Annotated in this window: 21 protein-coding genes; 11 read left to right on the top strand and 10 right to left on the bottom strand. The window is 68.1% G+C overall.

Annotated features, from left to right (window positions below):
• The first annotated feature begins 113 nt into the window (after positions 1-113).
• Positions 114-845, top strand: a complete 732-nt coding sequence (locus CAL29_RS13260) for a Crp/Fnr family transcriptional regulator (RefSeq protein WP_094853466.1) — start codon at positions 114-116, stop codon at positions 843-845.
• A 22-nt stretch (positions 846-867) separates the two neighbouring features.
• On the opposite strand, the gene CAL29_RS13255 is transcribed toward CAL29_RS13260, so the two are convergent.
• A complete protein-coding gene (locus CAL29_RS13255; protein WP_179284010.1) occupies positions 868-1,536 on the bottom strand; it encodes a TetR/AcrR family transcriptional regulator in 669 nt (222 codons plus the stop codon).
• Between the two features lie 204 nt (positions 1,537-1,740).
• On the opposite strand from CAL29_RS13255, the gene CAL29_RS13250 reads away from it, so the two are divergent.
• The 7 genes from CAL29_RS13250 to phbB all read left to right on the top strand — a co-directional run bounded on the left by CAL29_RS13250 (position 1,741) and on the right by phbB (position 11,406).
• Positions 1,741-3,210, top strand: coding sequence for an efflux transporter outer membrane subunit (locus CAL29_RS13250; RefSeq protein ID WP_094854070.1), 1,470 nt, complete (start codon positions 1,741-1,743; stop codon positions 3,208-3,210).
• Positions 3,211-3,220: 10 nt separating this feature from the next.
• Complete coding sequence (locus tag CAL29_RS13245) at positions 3,221-4,300, top strand: HlyD family secretion protein (protein WP_094853464.1); 1,080 nt, start codon at positions 3,221-3,223, stop codon at positions 4,298-4,300.
• 3 nt (positions 4,301-4,303) lie between these two features.
• Positions 4,304-7,069, top strand: a complete 2,766-nt coding sequence (gene rbbA, locus CAL29_RS13240; protein WP_094853463.1) for a ribosome-associated ATPase/putative transporter RbbA — start codon at positions 4,304-4,306, stop codon at positions 7,067-7,069.
• A gap of 1 nt (position 7,070) precedes the next feature.
• The gene (locus tag CAL29_RS13235) at positions 7,071-8,195 is read left to right on the top strand and encodes an ABC transporter permease (RefSeq protein WP_094853462.1); all 1,125 of its coding nucleotides are present in this window, start codon (positions 7,071-7,073) and stop codon (positions 8,193-8,195) included.
• 220 nt (positions 8,196-8,415) lie between these two features.
• Positions 8,416-10,161, top strand: a complete 1,746-nt coding sequence (locus CAL29_RS13230) for a PHA/PHB synthase family protein (RefSeq protein ID WP_373559739.1) — start codon at positions 8,416-8,418, stop codon at positions 10,159-10,161.
• 56 nt (positions 10,162-10,217) lie between these two features.
• Positions 10,218-10,670, top strand: a complete 453-nt coding sequence (locus CAL29_RS13225; protein ID WP_179284009.1) for a phasin family protein — start codon at positions 10,218-10,220, stop codon at positions 10,668-10,670.
• Complete coding sequence (gene phbB, locus CAL29_RS13220) at positions 10,660-11,406, top strand: acetoacetyl-CoA reductase (RefSeq protein WP_179284008.1); 747 nt, start codon at positions 10,660-10,662, stop codon at positions 11,404-11,406. The genes CAL29_RS13225 and phbB overlap by 11 nt, the downstream gene beginning before the upstream one ends.
• A 71-nt stretch (positions 11,407-11,477) precedes the next feature.
• Here phbB and CAL29_RS13215 read toward each other — a convergent pair whose 3' ends face one another.
• The 8 genes from CAL29_RS13215 to CAL29_RS13180 form a co-directional block, all read right to left on the bottom strand.
• Positions 11,478-12,359 carry a MurR/RpiR family transcriptional regulator gene (locus CAL29_RS13215; protein ID WP_373559738.1) on the bottom strand — a complete coding sequence of 294 codons (882 nt, stop codon included), beginning with the start codon at positions 12,357-12,359 and terminating at the stop codon, positions 11,478-11,480.
• Between the two features lie 25 nt (positions 12,360-12,384).
• The gene (locus CAL29_RS13210; protein ID WP_094853459.1) at positions 12,385-13,143 is read right to left on the bottom strand and encodes an SDR family NAD(P)-dependent oxidoreductase; all 759 of its coding nucleotides are present in this window, start codon (positions 13,141-13,143) and stop codon (positions 12,385-12,387) included.
• A 27-nt stretch (positions 13,144-13,170) separates the two neighbouring features.
• A complete protein-coding gene (locus CAL29_RS13205; RefSeq protein ID WP_094853458.1) occupies positions 13,171-14,493 on the bottom strand; it encodes a gluconate:H+ symporter in 1,323 nt (440 codons plus the stop codon).
• A gap of 54 nt (positions 14,494-14,547) precedes the next feature.
• The gene (locus CAL29_RS13200; protein WP_094853457.1) at positions 14,548-15,210 is read right to left on the bottom strand and encodes an HAD family hydrolase; all 663 of its coding nucleotides are present in this window, start codon (positions 15,208-15,210) and stop codon (positions 14,548-14,550) included.
• Between the two features lie 7 nt (positions 15,211-15,217).
• Complete coding sequence (locus CAL29_RS13195) at positions 15,218-16,021, bottom strand: SDR family NAD(P)-dependent oxidoreductase (RefSeq protein ID WP_094853456.1); 804 nt, start codon at positions 16,019-16,021, stop codon at positions 15,218-15,220.
• A 73-nt stretch (positions 16,022-16,094) separates the two neighbouring features.
• Positions 16,095-18,035, bottom strand: a complete 1,941-nt coding sequence (locus CAL29_RS13190) for a bifunctional 5-dehydro-2-deoxygluconokinase/5-dehydro-2-deoxyphosphogluconate aldolase (protein ID WP_094853455.1) — start codon at positions 18,033-18,035, stop codon at positions 16,095-16,097.
• A 284-nt stretch (positions 18,036-18,319) separates the two neighbouring features.
• Positions 18,320-19,108 (bottom strand): glutamate racemase, encoded by a 789-nt coding sequence (locus CAL29_RS13185; RefSeq protein WP_179284007.1) that lies wholly within the window; start codon positions 19,106-19,108, stop codon positions 18,320-18,322.
• A gap of 146 nt (positions 19,109-19,254) precedes the next feature.
• Complete coding sequence (locus tag CAL29_RS13180; protein WP_094853453.1) at positions 19,255-20,175, bottom strand: AraC family transcriptional regulator; 921 nt, start codon at positions 20,173-20,175, stop codon at positions 19,255-19,257.
• Positions 20,176-20,363: 188 nt separating this feature from the next.
• On the opposite strand from CAL29_RS13180, the gene CAL29_RS13175 reads away from it, so the two are divergent.
• The gene (locus CAL29_RS13175) at positions 20,364-21,344 is read left to right on the top strand and encodes an SDR family NAD(P)-dependent oxidoreductase (RefSeq protein WP_094853452.1); all 981 of its coding nucleotides are present in this window, start codon (positions 20,364-20,366) and stop codon (positions 21,342-21,344) included.
• An 81-nt stretch (positions 21,345-21,425) separates the two neighbouring features.
• On the opposite strand, the gene CAL29_RS13170 is transcribed toward CAL29_RS13175, so the two are convergent.
• Positions 21,426-22,370, bottom strand: a complete 945-nt coding sequence (locus tag CAL29_RS13170; RefSeq protein WP_094853451.1) for a LysR family transcriptional regulator — start codon at positions 22,368-22,370, stop codon at positions 21,426-21,428.
• Positions 22,371-22,508: 138 nt separating this feature from the next.
• Between CAL29_RS13170 and CAL29_RS13165 the strand changes: the two genes are divergently transcribed.
• Together CAL29_RS13165 and CAL29_RS13160 are read left to right on the top strand one after the other, a co-directional pair.
• Positions 22,509-23,504 carry a Bug family tripartite tricarboxylate transporter substrate binding protein gene (locus CAL29_RS13165; protein WP_094853450.1) on the top strand — a complete coding sequence of 332 codons (996 nt, stop codon included), beginning with the start codon at positions 22,509-22,511 and terminating at the stop codon, positions 23,502-23,504.
• 120 nt (positions 23,505-23,624) lie between these two features.
• Positions 23,625-24,788 (top strand): mandelate racemase/muconate lactonizing enzyme family protein, encoded by a 1,164-nt coding sequence (locus tag CAL29_RS13160; protein WP_094853449.1) that lies wholly within the window; start codon positions 23,625-23,627, stop codon positions 24,786-24,788.
• Positions 24,789-24,879: the final 91 nt, after the last annotated feature.

The following is a 24,879-nucleotide window of genomic DNA, read 5'->3' as shown; positions in this document are numbered from 1 at the left end:
GGACCGCGGCGGGAGCAAGGACAAGCGAAGATTCTTTGCATTGATTTGAATCAAGGACGAATCCGGGCGGCGCTGTATGATGCGGCGTTTGTTCATGAACCGGGGTCAGCAGAATGACGGAGCGTGGGCCGGCAGCCACGGACTATCGCCCCTCCATCAAGGCGGTGCCTTTCATGAAAGGCGCCGCGGGAGAAGCGATTCAATTATTGTCGTCCGCCGAGCAGGAAGCGCTGATCAAGGTATCGCGCCTGATCCGTCTTCCCAAGTACACCGAGCTCTATACGAAAGGGAGCGAGGCCCGGTACATCTACAACATCGTGAGCGGTGTCGCCGAAACGTACCACTCGATGTCGAATGGATCCAAGCGCGTTACGGCCTTCCTGTTCCCCCACGACCTGGTCGGGTTGGCCGAAAACGGCGCCTACGTATCGAACGCGCAATCGCTGACCCCGCTGGTCGCCTACCAGATTCCGGTCAACGCGCTGCGGGATGCGCTGGTTCGCGATCCAAAGCTGGATTTCGGCCTGCTGTCCAAGCTGTGCCATGACCTTCGACGTTCCCAGTACCATACGCTGACCGTGTCCTTGAACGAAGCCGCGGCGCGCGTCTCCAGCTTCCTGCTGTGGATCAAGGAAGCCTACCCGGAAGGCATGAGCGATGGAAACGAGTTGACGCTGCCCATGGCGCGGCACCACATCGCCGACTATCTCGGGCTCTCGACCGAATCCGTCAGCAGGGCCTTGCTCGCGCTGGAGCAGGCAGGCGCCATCGCCCGCAAAAGCCCGCGTTCCGTCGTCCTTGCCGACATACCGGCGTTGGCGGGAATCGCGGTGCAAGGCGCGTGACATGGCGACGCGCCCTCCGCGCTCATGCCCGCTTTCTTCGGCGCGCCGGCGCCGGCTCGGGCAGGCGCAGGGTATCCAGCAGTAATTTACGGTGCGCTTCCTTGAGCTTTTTCAGGTCGCGCCGAAGAAAGTCATCGCCGAAAACCAGGAACATCATCCACGCTTGCGCGACAGGAGCCACCACGATATCGAAGAAATCCGTCAACGGGCCCGGCCGCACCGCGCCCTGCGCCACGCAACGGTCGATCATCTTCTGCTGCTGGTCCAGGTAAGGCTGGAGCACTTCGCCGCGCCAGCGGCGCACGAGCTGCGGCATGCGCCCGCTCTCGGCGATCAGCAGGCGCAGCACCGCCGCGACGCGCGGCTCCTTGAACCGGTCGTAGGAGGAATCGATGTAGGTATCGACGATGGCTTCCAGCGGCCGCGCCGGCGAGGGGCACCAGTCCTGCGCCGCGAACGAAGGCGTGAGCGATCGCATCAGCAGGGTCTCGAAAATCTCGTCCTTGCTGGCGAAGTGCGCGTAGACGCCCGCCTTGGAAAGCTGCGCGCGCGCGCCGATCCTGTCGATCGAGGTGGCGGAAAAGCCGTGCGCGCCGAACTCAACCAGCGCGGCGTCGAGGATCTGCTCCTTGCGGATTTCGGGCGATAGCCGGACGCGCTTGCGCGGCGCCGGGCTGGTGGCTTTGCTCATAGGGACCATGTCTCCGCATGTGGATGCGCGAAACCAACAAGGAGGCGGCCAGCGCGCCCGCCTCCCGGATTCGGCGCCATCGGATTTTATCCTTTGCGCATGGCTCGACCTTAACGACCAACGGGTCGTTAAGTAAGGTAAGATGAATACCGATCGAAAGATGAACACCGATCCCAAGCACTTTTCTCCCAGGGTCCATTGACGATGCGCGGTGACTTGCAAGGCGCACGCAGGCAGTTCTTCGCCGTGCTGGCCGCCACACTTCTTTCGGGGTGCATCTCGTCCGCGCCGCCCGCCCCGCCGCCCTTGCCGGTGCAAGCGGCGTGGCCGGCCGACACCGCCGATCCCAACGCGCCGCAAGCCGCGGCAACCCCGCAAGAGACCGCCGCGGCCGCCGACCTGCCGTGGCGCGGCTTCTTCACGGACGCGCGGCTGCAATCCCTCATCGAAAAAGCCCTGGACAACAATCGCGACCTGCGCGCGGCGGTGTCGCGGGTGGAACAGGCCCGCGCCGCCTACGGCATCCAGCGCTCGGCGCTGTTCCCGCAAATCGAGGGCGACGCGCAGGCGACCCGGTCGCGCGTGCCGGGCGACCTGAACCTCACCGGCCGTCCCGTCACGGCAAGCACCTACGGCCTGTCGGTCGGACTCACCACCTGGGAACTGGACCTCTGGGGCCGCGTCCGCAGCCTCAAGGACGCGGCCCTGCAGGACTTCCTGGCCACGCGCGCGGCGCAGTCCGCCATACGGGTATCGCTCATCGGCCAGGTCGCGAACGGGTATCTCGGATTGCGCGAACTCGACGAGCGTATCGCGCTGGCCGACCGCACCGTCGCCAGCCGCCAGGAGTCCCTGCGCATCTTCACCCGCCGCTACGAAGTCGGCTCGATCTCCAAGCTGGACCTCACCCAGGTCGACACGCTGCTGCGCCAGGCGCAGGCGCTGCGGGTGCAACTGGCGCAGAGCCGCGCCAACCAGGCGCATGCGCTGGGCCTGCTGGTGGGCAGCGCCGACGAGCTGGAAGCCCTGCCCGTCCCGGCGCAATCCGACGACGCGGTGTTCCGGCCGCTGCGCCCAGGCTTGCCCGCCGACCTGCTGGTCTCCCGGCCGGACATCGCCGCCGCCGAACACGCGTTGCAGGCCGCCCATGCCAACATCCGCGCCGCGCGCGCGGCCTTCTTTCCCCGCATCGCGCTGACGGGGGATTTCGGCACCGCCAGCGCCGAACTGGACGGCCTGTTCAAACACGGCAGCCGGGCCTGGTCGTTCACGCCCACGCTTGCCCTGCCGCTGTTCGACGGCGGGCAGCGCAGCGCCAACCTGGACCTGGCCCGGGCCCGCGCCAACGAGGCCGTGGCCGACTACGAAAAGACCATCCAGACCGCCTTCCGCGAAGTCGCCGACGCCCTTTCCGACCGGCGCTGGCTGGCCGAACAGGTCGGCATCCAACGCGCCACGCTGGAGGTGCAGACCGAACGCGCGCGGCTCGCGCAGCTCCGCTACGACAGCGGCGCCGCGGCCTATCTCGAAGTCCTCGACGCCCAGCGCGACCTGCTCGAGGCGCAACAACAACTGGTGCAGGTGCGCCGCGGCCTGCTGTCGAGCAACGTGACGCTGTACGCCGCGCTGGGCGGCGGCGCCATCGACCCGCCCGCCCAATCCGACTCCCGCTAAGGCGCCCTTCATGACCATTTCCCTATCCCGATACCGGAAGCCGATTATTGCGATCGCCGTCCTCGCCGCGCTTGCGGGCGGGTGGTACGCGTGGAAAGGCCTGCCGGACGACGGGCCCGGCGCGGGATTCGCCAGCGGCAACGGCCGCATCGAAGCCACCGAAATCGATATCTCGACCAAGCTCGCCGGCCGCATACAGGAGGTGCTTGCCAACGAAGGCGATTTCGTCAAGGCCGGGCAGCCGCTGGCGCGCATGCAGGTCGACACCTTGCAGGCCCAGTACGAAGAAGCGAAGGCCAACAGCCAGGAAGCCTTGCACGCCGTCGCCGCGGCGCGCGCCCAGGTCGCCCTGCGGCAAAGCGACGTCGCGGCGAGCCAGGCCAATACGGAACAACGCCGCGCGGAACTGGACGCCGCCCGGCGGCGGCTCGCCCGTTCCGAGACCCTGGCCCGGGAAGGCGCCTCGTCGCAGCAGGAACTGGACGACGACCGGGCTCGCGTGCGCAGCGCCCAGGCGGCCGTCAACGCCAGCCAGGCGCAAGTCGTCGCGGCCCAGGCCGCGGTCGAGGCGGCCAAGGCCCAGCAAGTCGGCGCGGCGGCCCGCGTCACCGCGACCGAGGCCACCGTCGCGCGCATCCAGGCCGACCTCGCCGACAGCGTGCTCAGCTCGCCGCGCGACGGCCGGATCCAGTTCCGGGTCGCCCAGCCGGGCGAGGTGCTGGCCGCCGGCGGCAAGGTCCTCAACCTGGTCGACCTCTCCGACGTGTACATGACCCTGTTCCTGCCGGAAACCGTCGCCGGCCGCATCGCCCTCGGCGCCGAGGCGCGCATCGTCCTGGATGCGGCGCCCCAATACGTCATTCCGGCCAAGGTTTCCTTCGTCGCGAACACGGCCCAGTTCACGCCCAAGACGGTGGAAACGGCGTCCGAACGCCAGAAACTGATGTTCCGGGTCAAGGCGCAGATTTCCCGCGAATTGCTCGAACGGCACCTGACGCAGGTAAAGACCGGCTTGCCCGGCGTGGCCTGGGTCAAGCTGGACGCCAACGCGCCCTGGCCCGCGTCGCTGGCCTCGCGCGTGCCGGACTGAGCCATGGCGGCGGACCCTCGATCCCCGGAGATCGCCAGCCTGCGCGGCGTCCGCTTGCGCTACGGCAAGACGGTGGCGCTGGACGACGTGACCCTGGGCATTCCGGCGGGCCGGATGGTCGGCCTGCTCGGTCCCGACGGCGTGGGGAAATCCAGCCTGCTGTCGCTGCTGGCGGGCGCGCGCGCGATACAGGAAGGCACGGTGCATGCGCTGGGCGGCGACATGGCGGCCAAATCGCATCGCGACGCGGTCTGCCCGCGCATCGCGTACATGCCGCAAGGCCTGGGCAAGAACCTGTACCCGACCCTGTCGGTGGAGGAGAACCTGCAGTTCTTCGCCCGGCTGTTCGGCCACGACGAGGCCGAACGCCGCCGGCGCATCGACGACCTGACGCAAAGTACGGGACTGCATCCCTTCCTGGACCGGCCGGCGGGCAAGCTGTCCGGCGGCATGAAGCAGAAACTGGGCTTGTGCTGCGCGCTGATCCACGACCCCGACCTGCTCATCCTCGACGAGCCGACCACCGGCGTCGACCCGCTGGCGCGCGCGCAGTTCTGGGACCTGATCAACCGGATACGGCGGAGCCGGGCGGGCATGAGCGTGGTCGTCGCTACCGCGTATATGGACGAAGCGCAGCGCTTCGACTGGCTGGTCGCCCTGGACGACGGCAAGGTGCTCGCCACGGGCTCGCCGGCGGAACTGCTGGCGCAGACGCAGGCGGACTCCCTGGAAACCGCCTTCATCCGCCTGCTGCCGCAAGCCAAGCGGCAAGGCTACGAGCCCGTGCGCATCCCGCCCCTGGAGGAAGACGGCGACGACGTGGCGATCGAGGCCAGGGACCTGACCATGCGCTTCGGCGACTTCGTGGCCGTCGATCACGTCAGTTTCCGCATCCGCCGCGGCGAGATCTTCGGCTTCCTGGGGTCCAACGGCTGCGGCAAGTCGACCACCATGAAAATGCTGACGGGCCTGCTGCCCGCCAGCGAGGGCAAGGCCTGGCTGTTCGGGCGCGAGGTCGATTCGCGGGACATCGACACGCGCCGGCGGGTGGGCTACATGTCGCAGGCCTTCTCCCTGTACGGCGAACTGACCGTGCGGCAAAACCTGGTGCTGCACGCGCAGCTCTTTCACGTGCCCGAGGACCAGTTGCAGGCGCGCGTGGCCGAGATGGTCGAACGCTTCGGCCTGGGCGGCGTGCTCGACAGCCTGCCGGACGCCCTGCCCCTGGGCATGCGGCAACGCCTGTCGCTGGCGGTCGCGATGGTGCACAAGCCCGAAATCCTCATCCTGGACGAACCCACCTCGGGCGTCGACCCGGTCGCCCGCGACGGCTTCTGGCGCCTGCTCGTCACGCTGTCGCGCCGCGACCGGGTGACCATCTTCATCTCGACGCACTTCATGAACGAAGCCGCGCGATGCGACCGCATGTCCATGATGCACGCCGGCAAGGTGCTGGACAGCGACAGCCCCGCCAACCTGGTCAGGAAGCGCAACGCCGCCAACCTGGAAGAAGCCTTCATCGGCTACCTCGTCGAGGCGGGCGGCGCGGCGGCGGCCGAGGAAGGCACTCAAGAAAGCACTGAAGAAACCACCCAGGAAACGCCCAAGGCGAACCAGGCGCCCGCCGCCCCCGCCCGCCGCCGGGCCTTCAGCCTGCCGCGCCTGCTCACCTACACCTGGCGCGAAGCGCTGGAGCTGCGGCGCGATCCGGTGCGCGCCACCATGGCCCTGCTCGGTTCGGTGATCCTGATGTTCGTGATGGGCTTCGGCATCAGCATGGACGTGGAAGACCTGCGCTATGCCGTCCTGGACCGCGACCAGACCACCCTCAGCCGGAACTTCGCGCTCAACCTGTCCGGCTCCCGCTATTTCATCGAGCAGCCGCCCATCGCCGACTATGCCGACCTGGACCGCCGCATGCGCAGCGGCGAGCTGACGCTGGCCATCGAGATCCCGCCGGGATTCGCGCGCGACGCCCTGCGCGGCAAGCAGGTCGAGATCGGCGCCTGGATCGACGGCGCCATGCCCTCGCGCGCCGAGACCGTCCGCGGCTACGTGCAAGGCATCCACCAGCTCTGGCTGGCCCAGCAGGCGCGCGAACGGCTGGGCGAGGCGGCCGAGCCGCAGTTCGGCATGCAGACGCGCTTCCGCTACAACCCGGACGTCCGCAGCCTCCCGGCCATGGTGCCGGCCGTGGTGCCCTTGCTGCTGCTGATGCTGCCCGCCATGCTCACCGCGCTGGCGGTGGTGCGGGAGAAGGAGCTGGGCTCCATCATCAATCTCTACGTGACCCCCATCACGCGCACGGAATTCCTGCTCGGCAAGCAACTGCCCTACATCGCGCTGGCGATGGTCAATTTCCTGATGATGAGCCTGCTGGCCGTCACCGTCTTCGGCGTGCCGGTCACGGGCAGCTACCCGGTGCTGCTGCTGGCCGCGTTCCTGTTCAGCATCATCGCCACCGGCATGGGGCTGCTGGCGTCGGCGGTCACCCGCAGCCAGATCGCCGCGATGTTCTTCGCCATGATAGGCACCATGGTCCCGGCCATCCAGTTCGCCGGCCTGACCGATCCCGTGTCCTCGCTCGAAGGCGCGGGCCACGTCATCGGCAACCTGTACCCGGCCACCCATATGTTCATCATCAGCCGCGGCATCTTCAGCAAGGCGCTGGGCTTTTCCGACCTGGCCGGCGAATTCCTGCCCCTGCTGCTCGCCATCCCGCTGATCGTCGGCGCGGCGATCGCGCTGCTCAAGAAACAGGATAGCTGACATGCGCCGCGTCCTGAACATCCTCCGCCTGGGCCGCAAGGAATTCTGGAGCCTGCTGCGCGATCCCACGATGCTGGTGCTGATCGTCTACACCTTCACGGTGTCCGTCTACACCAACGCGACGGCGCTGCCGGAAACCCTGCACAACGCGCCGATCGCCATCGTCGACGAGGACAACTCGGCGGTTTCCGCCAGGATTGCGTCGGCCTTCTTTCCGCCGCAGTTCCTGATGCCGGCGATGATCACGTCCCAGCAAATAGATGCCGGCATGGATCGCGGCGACTACACCTTCGTCCTGAATATTCCGCCCGACTTCCAACGCGACCTGCTGGCGGGCCGCCACGTCGAGATCCAGCTCAACGTGGACGCCACCCGGATGAGCCAGGCATTCACGGGCAGCGGGTATATCCAGCAGATCGTCTCGGGCGAGGTCACCGAGTTCGTCCAGCGCTATCGCAGCGCCGGCACGCTGCCCATCGACCTGGCCCTGCGCGCGCGCTTCAACCCGAACCTGGAGAAAAGCTGGTTCGGCGGGCTCATGGACATCATCAACAACGTCACGATGCTGTCCATCATCCTGACCGGCGCGGCCCTGATCCGGGAGCGCGAGCACGGCACCATCGAGCACCTGCTGGTCATGCCGGTCACCCCGGCGGAGATCATGATCGCCAAGGTCTGGTCCATGGGACTGGTCGTGCTCGCCGCCGCCGCATGCTCCCTGCTGTTCGTGATCAAGGGGCTGCTGGGCGTGCCGATCGAGGGCTCCATCCCGCTATTCCTGGCCGGCGCCGCGCTGTCCCTGTTCGCGACGACGTCCATGGGCATTTTCATGGCGACCCTGGCGCGCAGCATGCCGCAGTTCGGCCTGCTCATGATGCTGGTGCTGCTGCCCTTGCAGATGCTGTCGGGCGGCAACACGCCCCGGGAAAGCATGCCGGAAATCGTGCAGACCCTCATGCTCGTCGCGCCGACCACCCATTTCGTCGAACTCGGGCAGGCGATCCTGTTCCGCGGCGCCGGCCTGGACGTGGTCTGGAAAACCTTCCTCAGCCTGTTCGCCATCGGCTGCGCGCTGTTCGGCCTGTCCCTGGCCCGTTTCCGGCGTACGATCAGCCAGATGGCCTGATCCGGCCGTCCGACGGGCTCGCTCCCATGGAATGAGGCCATGAAATCGGGGCCATGAACCTGCCCGGCGCGGCCCCGGCTCGAACTAACGACCCGGGGGTCGGTAATTGATTTACATCAATGCCCATCGGCACGGCGCGCCGCAAGATGGCAACTTCAGGATACCGGCGCCGTGCCCCGGAGAACAGCCAGGTCCTCATCCGACGCCGAAGGAGCGCGTTTTGTCCCTCCCCCAGCAGACCGTCACGCCGGCAGCCATCGATGGACGCGCGCATGCGCTGTGGGCGAACACGTGGGCCTCGCTCTCTCCCGAATCCGCCATGCTGGCGGCCATGGACTGGGCCAGCCACCTGGCGCTGTCCCCGGGCAAGCAACTGGAAATCGCCAAGCTGGCGTCGGACCAGATGCACCAGTTCCTGCACTATCTGCGGGAGCACGCCAAGGACGGTCCGCTGAATCCGTTCAACCGGGCCACGCCGCCCATCCTGGACCGCCGCTTCCGCGATCCCGCCTGGCAGAAATGGCCCTTCAACGTCCTGCACCAGGCCTTCCTGATGACCCAGGAATGGTGGGAAGGCGCGACGGACAAGGTGTGGGGCGTATCGCCGCATCACCAGAAGGTCGTCGGCTTCGCGGCCAGGCAATGGCTGGACGTCTTTTCGCCCGGCAATCTGTTGGCGACCAATCCCGTGGCGCTCAAGCGCACCATGGACGAAGGGGGCGCCAACCTGGTCCGCGGGGCGAAGAACTGGCTGGAGGACATGCAGCGGCGTGCCGCCGGCCTGCCGCCCGAGGGCACGGAGCAATTCACCGTGGGACGCCAGGTCGCCGTCACCCCGGGCAAGGTGGTGCTGCGCAACCAGCTCATGGAATTGATCCAGTACGCCCCGGCCACCGGCAAGGTGCATCCCGAGCCCATCCTCATCGTGCCGGCCTGGATCATGAAGTACTACATCCTCGACCTGTCGCCCGGCAACTCCCTGGTCAACTACCTGGTGTCGCAGGGCCACACGGTGTTCTGCATCTCCTGGAAGAACCCCGGGTACGCGGAACGGGACATGGGCATGGATGAGTACCTGGCCCAAGGCGTCCAGGCCGCGCTCGACGCCATCGCGGCGATCGTGCCCGGCCAGCGCGTCCACGCGACCGGCTACTGCCTGGGCGGCACGCTGCTGGCCATCGCCGCGGCGGCCATGGTCCGCGACGGCCAGGCCGACAGGCTGGCGTCGCTGAGCCTGTTCACCGCGCAGACCGACTTCAGCGAGCCGGGCGAACTGAGCCTGTTCATCGACGAAAGCCAGGTCAGCCTGCTGGAGGCCCAGATGGCGCAGACCGGCTACCTGCGCGCCGACCAGATGGCGGGCGCCTTCGAGATGCTGCGTTCCTACGACCTGCTGTGGTCGCGGCTGGTGGAGGAATACCTGCTGGGCGACCGCCGTCCCATGAACGACCTCATGGCCTGGAACGCCGACGCCACCCGCATGCCGGCCAGGATGCACTCGCAGTACCTGCGCAGGCTGTTCCTGGACGACGACCTGAGCAATGGACGCTATACGGTCGGCGGCCGGCCGATCACCTTGAGCACGCTCGACATCCCCACCTTCTGCGTCGGCACCGTCAAGGACCACGTCGCGCCGTGGCGATCGGTCTACAAGCTGCACTACCTGTCCCCCGCCGAAATCACCTTCGTGCTGACGACCGGCGGCCACAACGCCGGCATCGTCAGCGAGCCCGGCCACCCGCACCGCGAGTACCAGATCGCCACGCGCCCGCAAGGCGGCGGCTACATCGCGCCCGACGAATGGGCCGCCACCGTCCAGGCGCGCGAGGGCTCCTGGTGGGAACCCTGGGTCACGTGGCTGAAAAGCCGCTCGGGCAAACCCGGCAAGCCGCCCGCCATGGGGGCCGCCGCTCATGGCTACGCGCCGCTGGAAGACGCCCCCGGCACGTACGTCAGGGAGAAGTAGCCATGGCCCATCCCGCCCGCCAGGGCGCCCCCTACCCATCCACCAAGGAGACTCACATGGCCGAAAACGCCTTCCCCTTCAATCTTCTGAAGGCCAACCTCGAACTGCATCTTCGTCTTGCCCAACTGCTGCAGGAGGACGGCCAGCGCTGGCTGGAACAGTCCTCCCAGATCGGCCGCGAAGGCCTGGACGAATACAAGACCGCCATCGACAACCTGGCGCAGGCCCAGAACTGGCAGGCCTTTCTCACCGTGCCGGCCGAGGCCTACTGGCGCCAGGTGCATCATCGTTTCTCCCACGCGCAAAACGCCGCCCAACTGGCCATCGAGACCCAGGCCACGCTCACCCGGGGCCTGCAACAGGCCGTGCAGAGCTGGCAGAAATCGGCCATCGGCAACCTCGACGCCGCCGCGGTCAAGCTGCCCTTCCTCGACGTATTCAAGAGCGGCGGCGCGAACCGGGCCCCGGCCGCCGCCGGCAACAAGCAGGGAGCGCATCATGGCGGCTAAGCGCACCGCCCTCGTCACGGGGGGCATGACCGGCCTGGGCCAGGCGATCGCCTGCCGCCTGTACGACGCCGGCCACACGGTCATCGTGACCCACAGCGTCGGCAATCCGCAGGTCGCCGATTGGCTGCGGGCCCAGGCCGAGCGCGGATACGAATTCCGGGTCTACGAAACCGACGTGTCCGACTTCGACGTCTGCCAGAACATGGCCGCCAGGCTCCATGCCGACGGCCTCCAGGTCGACATCCTGATCAACGACGCCGGCATCACCCGCGACGGCACTTTCCGCAAGATGAGCAAGGAGAGTTGGGACGCGGTCATGCGCACCAATCTCGATTCCATGTTCAACGTCACCAAGCCCTTCGTCGAGGGCATGGTGCAGCGCGGCTGGGGCCGCATCGTCAACATCTCGTCCATCAACGGCAGCAAGGGGCAGTTCGGCCAGACCAACTATGCCGCGGCCAAGGCGGGCATACACGGCTTCACCAAGTCGCTGGCCCTGGAGCTCGCCAGCAAGGGCGTGACGGTCAACACCGTCTCGCCGGGCTACCTCGACACGCAGATGGTCGCGAAGATCCCCAAGGACGTGCTGGAAAAGCAGATCCTGTCGCAGATTCCGGTGGGACGGCTGGGGCAGCCCGCCGAGGTCGCCGAATTGATCGCCTACATCTGCAGCGACGCCGCCGCCTTCATGACCGGCAGCAACGTCGCGATCAACGGCGGCCAGCATATGTATTGACGTATCGGCGGGACCGGCCGGGAATCGCGGCCGGTCCGGGCGCATGCCCGGGGCAGCGCACGCCCGGTCGGTTAATGCGATATTTCGAGTTGGTAGGCCAGCGCGACGAACAGGCTTTGCGCCAGCGCCATGGTCGTGGTCAGCGCGCGGAAGCCGAAGGTCGCGTTGTCCTGCACCAGCAGCAGCGCCTCGGCGTCGCCGGCGATCGGGCTCATGCGGCTGTCGGTGATGGCGATAAGGCGCGCGCCGCGCTGCAAGGCCTGCTCCACGACCTGGATGGTCTCCTCCGCGTAAGGCGCGAAAGAAACCGCGATCAGCACGTCGCCTTCGCGCACCGACCGCGTCTGCCCGGACTGCATGCTGCCCAGCGCGCTGAAGAGCCCCACCCGCTTGTCGGTATGCTGCAGCGCGTAATCGAGGTAGACGGCGACCGGAAACGCGCGCCGCGAACCGGCGATCCAGATCGCCTGGGTCTGCGCGAGCAGGCCGACCGCGCGCTCGAAGGCCTGCTGGTCCAGCGCCTGGCGCAATTGCTGCATGCCCGCGATGCCGCCGTTGACGAACTCGTCGAGGATCTGGCCCGGCCGCAGCGCGGACGAGCCGGATTCGATGACGCTGCGCAGCCGCTGGCTGTACGCGCTTCCCGGCGCGATCTGCTGTTCCAGGCCGTCGCGGAACAGGCGCTGCATTTCCGAGAAGCCCGAGAAGCCGAAATGCTTGGCGAAGCGCACCACGGCGGACGGCTGCACGCCGCATTGCTCCGCCAGCGCCTGCACGCCTTGCAGGCCCAGGTGGTTGCGGTGCGTTTCCACGTGATGGGCGATCGCCTTGAGCTGCTTGCTCAAGGCGGCGTACTCCTGCGCGATACGCTGCAGGAACTGTTCGATACTCGACGGGGGCTGCGTGTCCTGGCTCATGGCGGGAGGATACAACCAATCCATCGCCTTTGGCATGGCCCGCCGCCCTCCTCCGCGTCCGTCAGTCCATCAGCAGGCCGCCGTTGATGTCCACCACCTCGCCGGTGATGAAACCCGCCAGCGGCGAGGCCAGGAAGCGCACCACGTGGGCGAACTCCTCGGGCTCGCAGAAGCGCCCGACCGGGATTTCCTTCAGCAGCTTCTGGCGCTGTTCCTCGGTCAGTTGCTCCGTGATCATGGGCGTCTTCACGTAGGCGGGGGAAATGCCGTTGGCGGTGATGCCGAAGGACGCGAGCTCGCGCGCCAGGGAGAAGGTCAGCGAGGCGAGCGCGCCCTTGGAAACCGAATAGGCCGTTCCCGCCGTCAGGCCGCCGGTCTTCGCGGCCAGCGACGTCGTGGTGATGATGCGGCCGCGGCGGCGCTGCTTCATGGCGGGTATGACCTGGCGCGCGAAGAAGAAGGCGCCGTCGAGGTTCACGCCCAGCACGTGGCGCCATTCCTCCGTGCTGGTGGACACCGATTTGTTGTTGGACAGGATGCCGGCGTTGTTCAGCAGGATATCGACTTCGCCCAGTTCCTCGACGATGGCGGCGTGGCCGAGGCGCACCTGCTCGGGGTCGCTGATGTCGAACGAAAAGGCGCGCGCCGCCGGGCCGAGTTCGTCGGCCAGGGCCTGGTTGCGCGCGGCGTTGGCGTCCACCATCGCCACCTTGCAGCCGTCTTCCAGCAGGAACCTGGCCGCCGCCAGGCCCATGGTGCCGGCGGCGCCGGTGACCACGGCCACCTGGTCCCGCAGGGGTTTGCTACGTGTATCCGACATGGTTGTTTCTCCTGGTTATGGGCGTCGTCAATGCAGGCCGAGCGCGGCCAGCGCCATCACGCCGCCGATGCCGACCAGGGATATGGCGGTCTCGAGCACGCACCAGCTCTTGACCGTTTCCTTGACGGACAGGTTGAAGAATTCCTTGAACATCCAGAATCCCGGATCGTTCGGCGGCCCGGCGAACACGCTGCCCGCGCCGGTCGCCAGGACCATGAGCTCGGGGCTGACGCCGGTGGAGGCGATCAGCGGCACCATCATGCCCCCGGTCGTCAGCGCGGCGACGGTCGCCGACCCGACCGCCACGCGCAGCAGGCATGCGGTCAGCCACGCCAGGATGTACGGCGACACCGCCGAGTGCGCCATCATTTCCTGGATGTACTTGCCGACGCCGGCGTCGACCAGCACCTGCTTGAGCGCGCCGCCGCCGCCGATGGTCAGCATGATCATCGCCACCGTGCCGACCGCCTTGTGCACGCCGTCCATCAGCACCGGCGTGGAAATGCCGCGCGCGATGCCGAAGGTGTAGAACGCCACGACCACCGCGATGAGCAGCGCCATGTCGGCGTTGCCGATGAATTCGAGGGCCTGCCGGACTTCCGATTCCGCGGGCAGGGTCAGGCTGGCGATCGAGGCCGCCGCCATCAGGATGACCGGCATCAGCGCGGTCAGCAGGCTGGGCAGGAAACCCGGCATTTCCTCTTCCTTGAAGACCTTGGAGGCGGTAATGCCCTTGGGCGCGGAAGGCCGTATGTTCTTCATCACCGGCAGGAACAGCGGGCCGGCCACGATGGCGGCGGGAATGCCGATGAGGATGCCGTAGAGCAGCGTGCGGCCGATGTTGGCGCCGTAGATCACCGCGATGGCGGTCGGTCCCGGATGCGGCGGCAGGAAGCAATGGGTCACGGACAGCGCCGCGGCCATCGGCACGCCGACCTCCAGCACGGAAATGCCCGCGCCGATGGCGATGGTGAAGACCAGCGGGATCAGCAGCACGAAGCCGACTTCGTAGAACAGCGCGATGCCGACGATGAAGCCGCTCAGGCACACCGCCCAGCGCAGGTATTTGCGGCCGACCGCGCCGATCAGCACCGAGGCGATGCGCTGCGCGCCGCCGCTCTCGACCATCCAGGTGCCCAGGATCGCGCCGAAGGTGACGACCACGGCCAGGTGGCCGAGCGTGCTGCCGACGCCGGCCTCGATCGATTGCATCACCTTGGCGAAAGGCAGGCCCTCGGCCCGGCCCAGCGCCAGGCTGACGAGAATCAGGGAAAGAAAACTGTTGATCCGAAAACCGATGATCAGGATGAAGAGTACCGCGATGCCGGCAGCCAGGATGAGCAAGGGCATGTTGTCTCCAGACGATGTAGGAATTATGGGTAGAAACGATGCAAGCGAAGGCGGCTAGTCGAGATGCTCGAACAGGTCGTCCAGCCTGCGTATGGGCAGCACGCGCTGCCGCAGTTGCGGGGGGATTTTTTCCGTGGGACAGAGCGCGAACACCGTCATGCCGGCGGCCACGCCCGCTTCCATGCCGGGGATGCTGTCCTCCACCACGGCGCACTGCCGCGCGGCGACCCCCATGGCGTTGGCCGCATGGATGAAAAGCTCGGGCGCCGGCTTCCAGTGGCCGATGTCGTAGGCGCTGAAAATGGGCCCCTTCATCGCCGGCAGCAGGCCGCAGATCTCCAGCGTGAGGCGGATCTTTTCCTGGGGCCCGTTGGACGCGATGCAGTAAGGCAGCGCCAGCCGCGACAACACCTCCAGGGCGCCGGGCATGGTCTGGAGCCGCTCGGCGAAATACCTCGCCATGCGCGCCCTGACGCGCGGCACGAAATCGTCGGGCAGCGTCTTGCCGATGCGCCGTTCGATCTCCTGCACGCAGAACACCATCTTGATGCCGGTGAACAGGGCCGCGCCTTCGGCCGCGTCCATCTCCAGCCCATGTTCGGCGCCCTCGTCGAGCAGCGCGGCATGGGCGATGGGCTCGCTGTCGACCAGCGTGCCGTCGCAATCGAATATCACGGCGGCGATGCGGCCGCGGACCGGGCTTGTGCTGTCGGCCATGATGGGCTCAGGCCGGCTGGGGGTTCTTGGACAGGTCGTAGAGGATCGCCGCGCTCGTCAGGCCGCCGTCCACCACCATGTCGTGGCCGGTCACGAAGCGCGCGTCGTCGCTCGCCAGGAAGGCGATCACGTCGGCGACTTCCTCGGGCTGGCCGTAGCGCGCCATCGGCGTCGCGTTGACGATGGCCTCGCGGACGATGCGGTTGTGCAGCGTGGCCGTCTGCGGCGTTTCGATCGGGCCGGGCGACACCGAGTTGACGGTGATGCCGAACGGGGCGAGGTCGATCGCGCAGGACTTGGCAAGGCCCAGCACGCCGCCCTTGGACGAGCAATAGGCCACCCGGCCGGACCACACCTGCTGTCCCGAGATGGACGCCAGCATGACGATGCGCCCCGACCTGCGCGCGGCCATGCGCCTGGCGACGGCCTGGGCGCACAGGTAGCTTCCGGTCAGGTTGATGCCGATGACGCGCTCCCACGCCTCGATGGGATTGTCCAGCACCGAGCCCTGGTAGCTGACGCCGGCGCTGGTGACGAGGACGTCGATGCGCCCGAAGTCCGCTTCGACCTGCGCGACGACCGCCTCGACCCGGGCGGGATCGCGCACGTCGAGCACGTAGCCGCGCGCCCGTCCGTCGGCCACGCCGAATTCCGCGATGGCCCGCTCGATGGCCTGCGCGTTGACGTCGGCGACCGCGACCGCGGCGCCCTCGCGCAGCAGGCGCCTGGCGGTGGCCAGGCCCAGGCCGCTGGCGCCGCCGGTAATCAGCGCGACCTTGAAGGCCAGGCGGCCCGATTCCTTCTTGTCCATGCTCGTCTCCCGTATGTCGTCCGGCGGGCCCAGGGAAGACCACGCCGCATCCTGCCCTCAGGGCTTGCGATGTTCAGGCCTCGCCGCGATTGCGCCAACCACGGATCAATGCCATGAAATTCCCGGTCACGCGCTGGCGGAAGCCGGCGTCGTCCAGCGCGCCGCGCAGCCATTCGGCGCTGGGCTCGGCCCATACCGAACGTCCCACCATGAAGCCCTTGACGATGGGCGCGCGCGCCTCGGTGAAAGCGGCCAGCAACTGCTCGATGGGCTGCGCCAGCCCGAGAATGACGGCGCCGCGGCAATAGGGATCCTGTTCGCGCACCAGGGCGTCCAGCTCGTCCCACTTGGCGGCGGACATGGCGCCGAGCTTCCACCATTCGGGCTTGAGGCCGGCCGCGTACAGGTCGCGGATGACGCGCAAGGCGGCATCGCCCGCGTCGTCGCGCGCCAGCTTGTCGGCGGGCGGGATGATTTCCAGCAATAGCTCGTGGCCGCTCGCCCGCGTGGCTTCCCACAACTCGGCGAGCCGTTCCATCTGCGCCGCGCGCAGGTCTTCAGGGTCGTCCGGGTGCATGAACACCAGGCACTTGACGACCTGCTCCAGCGGCCAATGTTCCAGTTCGCTGGCGACCGAATGCGTGCCGTCGAAGCGCAGCGGGCGCGATCCGGGAAGCTCGACCGGGCGGCCCACCCACCAGCCCCGGCCGGTGGCTTCGTGCAGCGCGGACTCGCCGAGGTCGGGGCGGCCGTCCACCAGCACGCCCAGCTTGCCGCGGCATCCGGGTTCGTCCTGCTCGATCTGCGCGACGACCTCGTTGAGCAGGTGCTTGAGCTTGCGCACGCGCGCGGGGTCGGCGCCCGCGGCTTCGGCCAGCGCCAGGAACTGGGGCCGGTGATCGTAGGCGAGCACGCACAGCTCGGGCCACGGCCGCCGCTTGACCGACACCCGGTGCAGATGCGCCAGTTGCGGATCCTGGTCCGGGCGCGGATGGCGGTGGCCGGAAAACCAGTGCGCCAGTTCGGCGGGCGTCGGCATGGCGGGCGCGCAGCCGTGGCGCGACACCACGATGGCGCCGCAGGCGTTGGCGATGCCGGCGGATTCGCGCCAGTCCTTGCCGCGCAGCAGCCCGGAAAGCAGCCCGGACGCGAAGGCGTCGCCCGCGCCCAGCACGTTCAGGACCTCGATGCGCTCGCCCAGGACGGTCAAGGCATCGTCGATCGCCACCGGCACCTCGCCCGGGACGATGCTGCAGCCCAGCGCGCCGCGCTTGACCACGAAAACGGCCCGCGTGCATTCGCGCGCGCGGCGCAGGCTGGCCATCAGGTCCGCCTTGACGCCGCCGGCGATGATCCATTCTTCCTCGGTGCCGATGATCAATTCGAATTGGCCGAGCTGATCCTGCAGGTGGCGGCTGACGCCCTGGTTCTCGACATAGCGGGTCTCGCCGTCGCCGCGGCCGGTCAGCCCCCACAGCACGGGGCGGTAGTCGATGTCCAGCACGCGCACCACGCCGTGCCGGCCCGCGATGTCCAGCGCGCGGCGGCTGGCTGCCAGGACGGTGGGCGTGCTCAGGTGCGTGCCCGTGATCAGCAGGCTGCGGCAGCGGGCGATGAAGGACTCGCTGATCGCCTCGGCGTCGATGGCCATGTCGGCGCAGTTCTCCCGCACGAACAGCAAGGGAAAGGTGTGCTGGTCCTTGATCCCCAGCAGCACCATGGCCGTGAGCCGCTGCTTGTCGATCTGCACCTGCGACACGTCGCAGCCTTCGCGCGCCAGCGTGTTCAGCAGGAAGCGGCCGTTCTGCTCGTCGCCCACCCGGGAAATCATGGCCGCGGCCAGGCCCAGGCGCGCCGCGCCGAAGGCGATGTTGGCGGAGGAGCCGCCCAGGTATTTGGAAAAGCGGGTGGCGTCCTCGAGGCTGCAGCCGAACTGGTCGGCATACAGGTCGACGCCCAGCCGCCCGAGGCAGGCCACATCGATGTCCCGGCCGGAGGGGAAGGAAAGTTCCATGGATAGCTGCCTCTGAATATCTGCTTATGGGCCCGCGCGGGGCCTCGTTGCCGCCAGGCGAAACCGATGTGCCTGGCCGGATGACGCAGCAGTCTATCAAAAATGGAATATATTTATCAATATAAATTTTTATAGAAATATTTTTCTTTTCCAGAACAAGCGATCCCCGGCCGCGCAGAGGCGGGCGGGCACGGGCGGCCCGCCGCGTCGAACGGCGGCCTTCCTGGGACTCGCCCCCGGGCTACCCGAGGATGCAAGGAACGCAATGCGGATAGGCGCGCCGCCTAGGCCTTGAGCGTGGCCACGACAGGCGCGCGCAAGGTGCGCAGCGCGGCGTTGAAGGCTTCCAGCGGCAAGGCCGGCGTGGCGGTGGCGACGCAGCGGGTCTGCCCGCCGCCCTCGGAGACGTGCGGCAGCAGTTCGTCGAGCACCTTGTCGGCGGGATCGAGGAATTGCACATCCGGCGCCGCGGCGCGGAAAAAGGGCGCCAGCCAGGGCAGATGGGTCGAGGACATGGTCATGACGTCCAGGCCGCCCTGCTCCGCCCGCAGCCTGGCGATGAACGCGGTGACGATTTCCTGCGTGCGCGCGGGATCGTCGATGAAGACGAAGGTCTCGACCAGGTCGACGAGCGACGAGGCATTGACCAGCGCCACCCGTCCGAGCCCCGCGCTTTCACGCGCGGCCAACTGCCGCATGGCTTCGCTTTCGACCATGGAACGGACGCCGAGCACGGCGACCTCCTTGCCGCGGGACAGAGCCAAGGCCTCCCGTATCGGCGGAAATACGCCGATGACGGGAACCGCCACCGCGGCGCGCAGCGGCTCCAGCACGACGACGCTGGGCGCATTGGAGGCCAGCACCACGGCCGCGCACCCGGCCTGCTGTAGATATAGGGTGGCGGCGCGTACCGAGGACAGGAGTTCCGCCGGCGTCTTGCCGCCGTACGGAAAGCTCGCGCGGTCGGCGAAGTAGAGAATGTCCTGCCGGGGAAACCGGGCGCGGACACGCTCGACGATGGCATAGCTGCCGAGGCCGGCGTCGAAGATGCCGATCGGGCGGTGAAGTTGCATGGCAAGGCCTCGGGTTGGGGTACGGATACGGGAGCAGTTGCGATTGCAGTTGCAATGGCGGAAGCTGGCCATTCTACCCAGGCCAAGGGCGGGCCGCTCCCCTGCCCCTTCCCGTCCCGCGACGTTCGCTTTCCGCCGCCCCGCGCCTAATGCCGCGCCAGGGACGCCGGCCTTTCCCGATATTCGCGCGGCGAGCATTTCATCAGCCGCTTGAACGCGTGGCTGAACGCGCTGTCGGAGTCGTAGCCCAGTTTCTGCGCGATGGAAGAAATCGTCGCGTGCGTGCTTCTTAGCGCCCGCGCGGCCAGTTGCATGCGCCAGCGCGTCACGTATTCCAGCGGCGCGATGCCCGCCTTCTGCTTGAAGCGCAGGGCCAGGGTCGAACGGGAAACGCCGGCGACCCTGGCCAGGTCCTCGAGCGTCCAGCGCTGCGCGGGGTCGGCGTGGATCGCCTGGATGGCGGCGCCGATGCGCGGGTCGGAGACGGCCAGCAGCCAGCTCGGCGTGCTGCTTCCCTCCTGCGTCAGGTAGAGCCGCAGCACCTGCACCAGCATGATGTGGCCGAGATGCTGGACCACGATCGCGTTGCCGGGCGACGGGGTGGCAAGCTCATGGGCGAGGCACTGCAAGGCCCAGCTCAGCACCGAGGCCTGATCCGAACCGCGCTTGACGACCGCCACGGGCGGCAGGCCATCGAAAAGCAGACCGGCTTCCTCGCCGAACGCCAGGCGCCCTCCGATCAGGAAGAACGTATCGGCGGCACCGCAGCGGGCGATGCCGTTGACGGCATGGCGGTAGATCTCGTCCGAGGGGATGGCCGGCAAGGCCGGATCGCTGCGCAGCGAAAACGCGCGCTGGCGGGACAGCAGGAAGCAGTCGCCGGCGTCGAGCCGGATCGGCTGCGCCACGCCATCCACGCGCAGCCAGCAGCTTCCTTCGACGACGGCATTGAACTTGATGCCGTCGGGCGGCGGGAAGTCGATGGCCCAGTCGCCGCCCGCCTTCAGGCCGGCGAAAACGGAGCTGTGCATACCGAGCAGGGAAAGCACTTCGGAAAGGGGGTCCATGGGCGAACTCGGACAAACTCGGACGATCTCGACAGAACGTGGGACTTTGCTGCATTCACGGCCTCAAGTCCAGCCTGGACAATGACGGACACGGGCTTGGCCTTGGCTTCATCGCCGGCCTGCAAGCCCTATCCAGAACGCACCAAGGCCCGACCTAGGTCTCACCCAGGAAACATCGAGGACACGCCATGACCAGCAAGCAGTCTCCCATCGGCTCCGGTTTCGGCGCCGCGACCACCGCGGCGGAAGTGCTCGCGGGACGCAAGCTGTCCGGCATCGCCGCGCTCGTCACCGGCGGCCATTCCGGCCTGGGGCTGGAAACGACGCGGGCGCTGGCAAGCGCCGGCGCCCGCGTCACGGTGGCGGCGCGCGACGTGGCAGCGGCGCGCGCGAAAGTCGCCGGCATTGCCGGCATTGCCAGCGTGGCGGTCGAACGCCTGGATCTCTCCGACCTCGCCAGCGTCGGCGATTTCGCCCGGCGCTTCCTGGCCGGCGGCAGGCGCCTGGATATCCTGATCTGCGGCGCGGGCATCATGGCCTGCCCGGAAACCCGCGTCGGGCCGGGCTGGGAAGCGCAGTTCGCCACCAATCACCTCGGCCATTACGCGCTGGCGAATCTGCTTTGGCCGGCGCTCGCAGGCGGCGCCCGGGTGGTGGCCGTCTCCTCGGCCGGACACCACCAATCCGGCATCCGCTGGGACAACGTGCAGTTCACGCGAGGCTACGACAAGTGGCTGGCCTACGGACAATCGAAGACGGCCAACGCCCTGTTCGCGCTTCACCTCGACCGGCTCGGGCGGCACGCAGGCGTGCGGGCCTTTTCCCTGCATCCCGGCAAGATCTTCACGCCGCTCCAGCGCCACCTGGCGCGGGAAGAAATGGTCGCCGCCGGCTGGCTGGACGCCGACGGCAATCCCGCCGATCCCACCTTCAAGACGCCGCAACAAGGCGCCGCGACGCAGGTATGGGCCGCGACGTCGCCGCGGCTGGCGGGCATGGGCGGCCTGTATTGCGAGGACTGCGACATCGCGCGGATGGACGACGGCGAACCGCCCTCCTTCACCGGCGTGCGCCCCTACGCCGCCGACCCGGAGCAGGCCGAACGCCTCTGGGCGCTGTCCGCGCGCCTCACCGGCATCGACGCCTTCCGCGACTCACCAGGTGGTTGACGGGAAAAAAAGCCGCCCACTGCCATGAGGCCACGCCGGCCTGATCGAGCCTAGTCCCGCGTCGTCCCGCCTCACCCGGCCTCACCCCGCCTCACTCGGCCGCGCGGGCGGCGCATGCAGCGGCCCGCGCGCATTCGCGAAGGCCTCGCGCAGGAAATCGACGAAGGCGATGACGCGCCCCGCGTACTGGTGCTGCGGCGAATACACCGCATAGATGTCCGCCGGCGGCGTGCGATAGCGGCCCAGCACCTGGCGCAGCCGCCCCGCGGCCAGGTGCTCCGCGATGTCCCATTCGGCGCGCAGGATGATGCCGTGCCCGTCCAGCGCCCAGTCCACCGCGATCTCGCCGTCATTGGTGCTCATGTGCACGTCGACCTTGACGGCGTGCTCGCGCTTGCCTTGCCGCAGCCGCCACACGCCGTGCGTCTCGCTGCCGTGCCGGATATCGATGCAGACATGCCGCGCCAGGTCCGCCGGCTGCAAAGGCTCGCCGTGCTTCGCCAGGTAGGCCGGCGCCGCGCACAGCAGGCGCCGGTTGGCCGCGATGGGCCGCGCGATCACGCGCGCCTCGGGCGGTTCGCCGAAACGCACGCAGACGTCGAAGGCGTCCTCGGTCAGCGGCAGCGGCGCCACCGTCAGTTGCAGTTGCACGTCCACCTCGGGATAGCGCCGGCGAAAGCGCGACAGCAGCGGCGCCACGTGGTTGCGGCCGAACCCCAGCGTGGCATTCACGCGCAGCAGGCCCTTGGGCTCCTGCCGCGCGCGCGACACGTGGCGCTCCATGTCCTCGATGTCGGCCAGGATGCGCCGCGCGTGCATCAGGTAGATCTCGCCCTCCTCCGTCAGGTGCATGCGGCGCGTGGTGCGCGTGAGCAGTTGCACGCCCAGCCGCGCCTCCATCTGCGCCAGCCGCTTGGTCACGGCGGGCGGGCTGACGCCCATCTCGCGCGCGGCCGCGGCCAGGCTGCTGCAACGCGCCAGCATGCTGAAGAACGCCATTTCGGTGGGGGCCAGGGGCGTGCTCATTATTAACCAGAAAGAAATGATGGAATTACTTCGGCCTTGTTCCTTGCCATTCTAGCTGGCTTAGAGTGGCCCCTTCCCCTCGGGAAGCCGCGTCCGCCGCTGCGGCGGGCCATCCATAACAAAGACCAAGGAGACTCCATGTTCACCCCTCGCCTGCCGCGGCATGCCCGCGGCCTGCTCGGCGCGCTGGCGCTATTGACCTTGCCATTGGCCGCGCTGGCGCAGACCGCCTACCCGGGCGACCGGCCCGTGTCCATCCTGGTGCCCTACTCGCCGGGCGGCGCCACGGACGCCGTGGCGCGGCTGCTCAGCACCAAGCTCACCTCCGGCATGAAGGGCACCTTCATCGTCGAGAACCGGCCCGGCGCCAGCGGCACCATCGCCATGTCCTCGGTGGCGCGGGCACGGCCCGACGGCTACACGCTGTTCATGAACGAGATCACCTCCACGGTGGTGTCCGAACTGGTGCCCAACCTGACGTTCGACCCGGTCAAGTCGCTACAGCCGGCGGTGCTGGTGGCCGAGACGCCTTTCGTGCTGGTGATCAACAGCGCCGTGCCGGCGCATTCGCTGCGGGAGTTCGTGGACTATGCGCGCGCCAATCCCGGCAAGATCACCTACGGCTCGGGCGGCGTCGGCAGCGGCCCGCACCTGGCCGGCGAACTGTTCAAGCAATTGACCGGCGCGGACATCCTGCACGTGCCGTATCGCGGCTCGGGCCCCGCGCTACAGGACCTGCTGGGCGGCCAGATTCAGATGCTGATCACCGCCGCGCCCACCGTGGCGCCCTTCATCAGCGAAGGCCGGCTGCGCGCGCTGGCCGTGGCGCGCGGCGAACGCATCAAGGCCCTGCCCAACGTGCCCACCGCCAAGGAAGCGGGCCTGCCGGGCTTCGAGATCAGCAACTGGTTCGGCCTGGCCGCGCCGCGCGGCACGCCGCAACCCGTGCTGGACGCCATCGCGCAGGGCGTGAACCAGGCGCTGAAGGACCCGGACTTCCTGGCCAGCCTCGAAACCGCGGGGGCCGTGCCGCTGGGAGGCACCTCGGCCGCGGCGCGCGAACGGGTCGCGCAGGAAACCCGGCGCTGGAGCGCGATGCTGCAGGCCAGCGCGACGCAGGGCGCGAAGCATTGACAAGGCAGGAAGGCGCGTGCCCGCACACGGGCGCAAATACAGGCGCAAACACAGGCACGAGCACCGGCACGCGTTTCGGCACAACCGCCATATCCATGGCTGCAACAGAGAAGGAAAGCAATGAAGATAAAGCGCATCGTCCCACTGCACGTGGGCCAGTTCATGTATGCCCGGGTCGAGACCGATTCCGGCCTGGTAGGCATCGGCGAGGCCGGCACCTGGGGCCACCTGCAGGCCGCCGGCGCCGCCATCCAGCGCTTTGCCGAATACCTGGAGGGCAAGCCCGCCTTCGACATCGAGCATCACTGGAACGTGATGCACCGCTTCAGCTATTTCCAGGGCCTGGCGATCAACGCCGCCATCTCGGCCATCGATATCGCGCTGTGGGACATCAAGGGGCAGGCGCTGGGCGTGCCCATCTATGAGTTGCTGGGCGGCGCCGTGCGCAAGAAGGCGCGCATCTACGGCCACGTCTACGAAAGCTCCATCGAGAAGATCCTGGTCGAATGCCAGGCCAAGATGGAAGCGGGCTTCAACGCCTTCGGCCACCTCAATCCCTTCCTGGACGAGGGCAACGACCAGGTCTGGTTCAAGACCCACGTCAAGAAGATGCGCGACGCCATCGACAACGTGCATCGCATGCGCGAAGTGGTGGGCGACCGCGTGGACCTGCTGATCGAGCTGCACCGCCGCCTGACGCCGCCCGAGGCCATCACCTTCACCAATGCCATCGAGGACACCTACCCCATGTTCGTCGAGGATCCCATCCGCCCCGAGGGCCCGGATGCGATGGCGCGCGTGGCCGGGAAAATCAACGTGCCCATCGCCACCGGCGAGCGCTTCGCCACCATCTACGAGTTCCAGGCGCTGCTGGCCCGCGACGCGGTGGAGTTCGCGCGCGTGGACCTGTGCCTGTGCGGCGGCATCACGGGCGGGCGCAAGGTGGCGGCCATGGCCGAGGCGCACCACGTGCAGATCGTCCCGCACAACCCGCTGTCGCCCATCGGACTGGCCGCCTGCCTGCAGTTGGCCGCGGCCGCGCCCAACTTCGCCATCCAGGAATACGCGACCGGCTTCGAGGCCGGCATCTTCGAGTCGAGTCCCATCCACCTGGGCAGCGACGTGGTCGACGAGGTGCCGCGCCCGAGCCAGGGTTTCGTCGACATCCCCAGCCGGCCCGGCCTGGGCATGTCGCTGCTGCCGGACGCGCAGAAGATCCGCCCGCCGCTGTCCAAGCCCATCTCGATGCGCCCGCACCTGGACGGTTTCGTGATCGACCAGTAAGCAGCGGCCAGGCGGGCCGTGGCGGCGGGCGGCAGAACAGTCCCTGCCCCACCGGCACGGCCCGGGCCGAACGCGCGCGGCGTCAGCCGCG

This window comes from Bordetella genomosp. 10 (assembly GCF_002261225.1).
In the GTDB taxonomy this organism is placed as follows: Bacteria; Pseudomonadota; Gammaproteobacteria; order Burkholderiales; family Burkholderiaceae_B; genus Bordetella_C.
The sequence above is the reverse complement of the archived record's forward strand: the minus strand, read 5'-3'. Positions and strand labels throughout refer to the sequence as shown.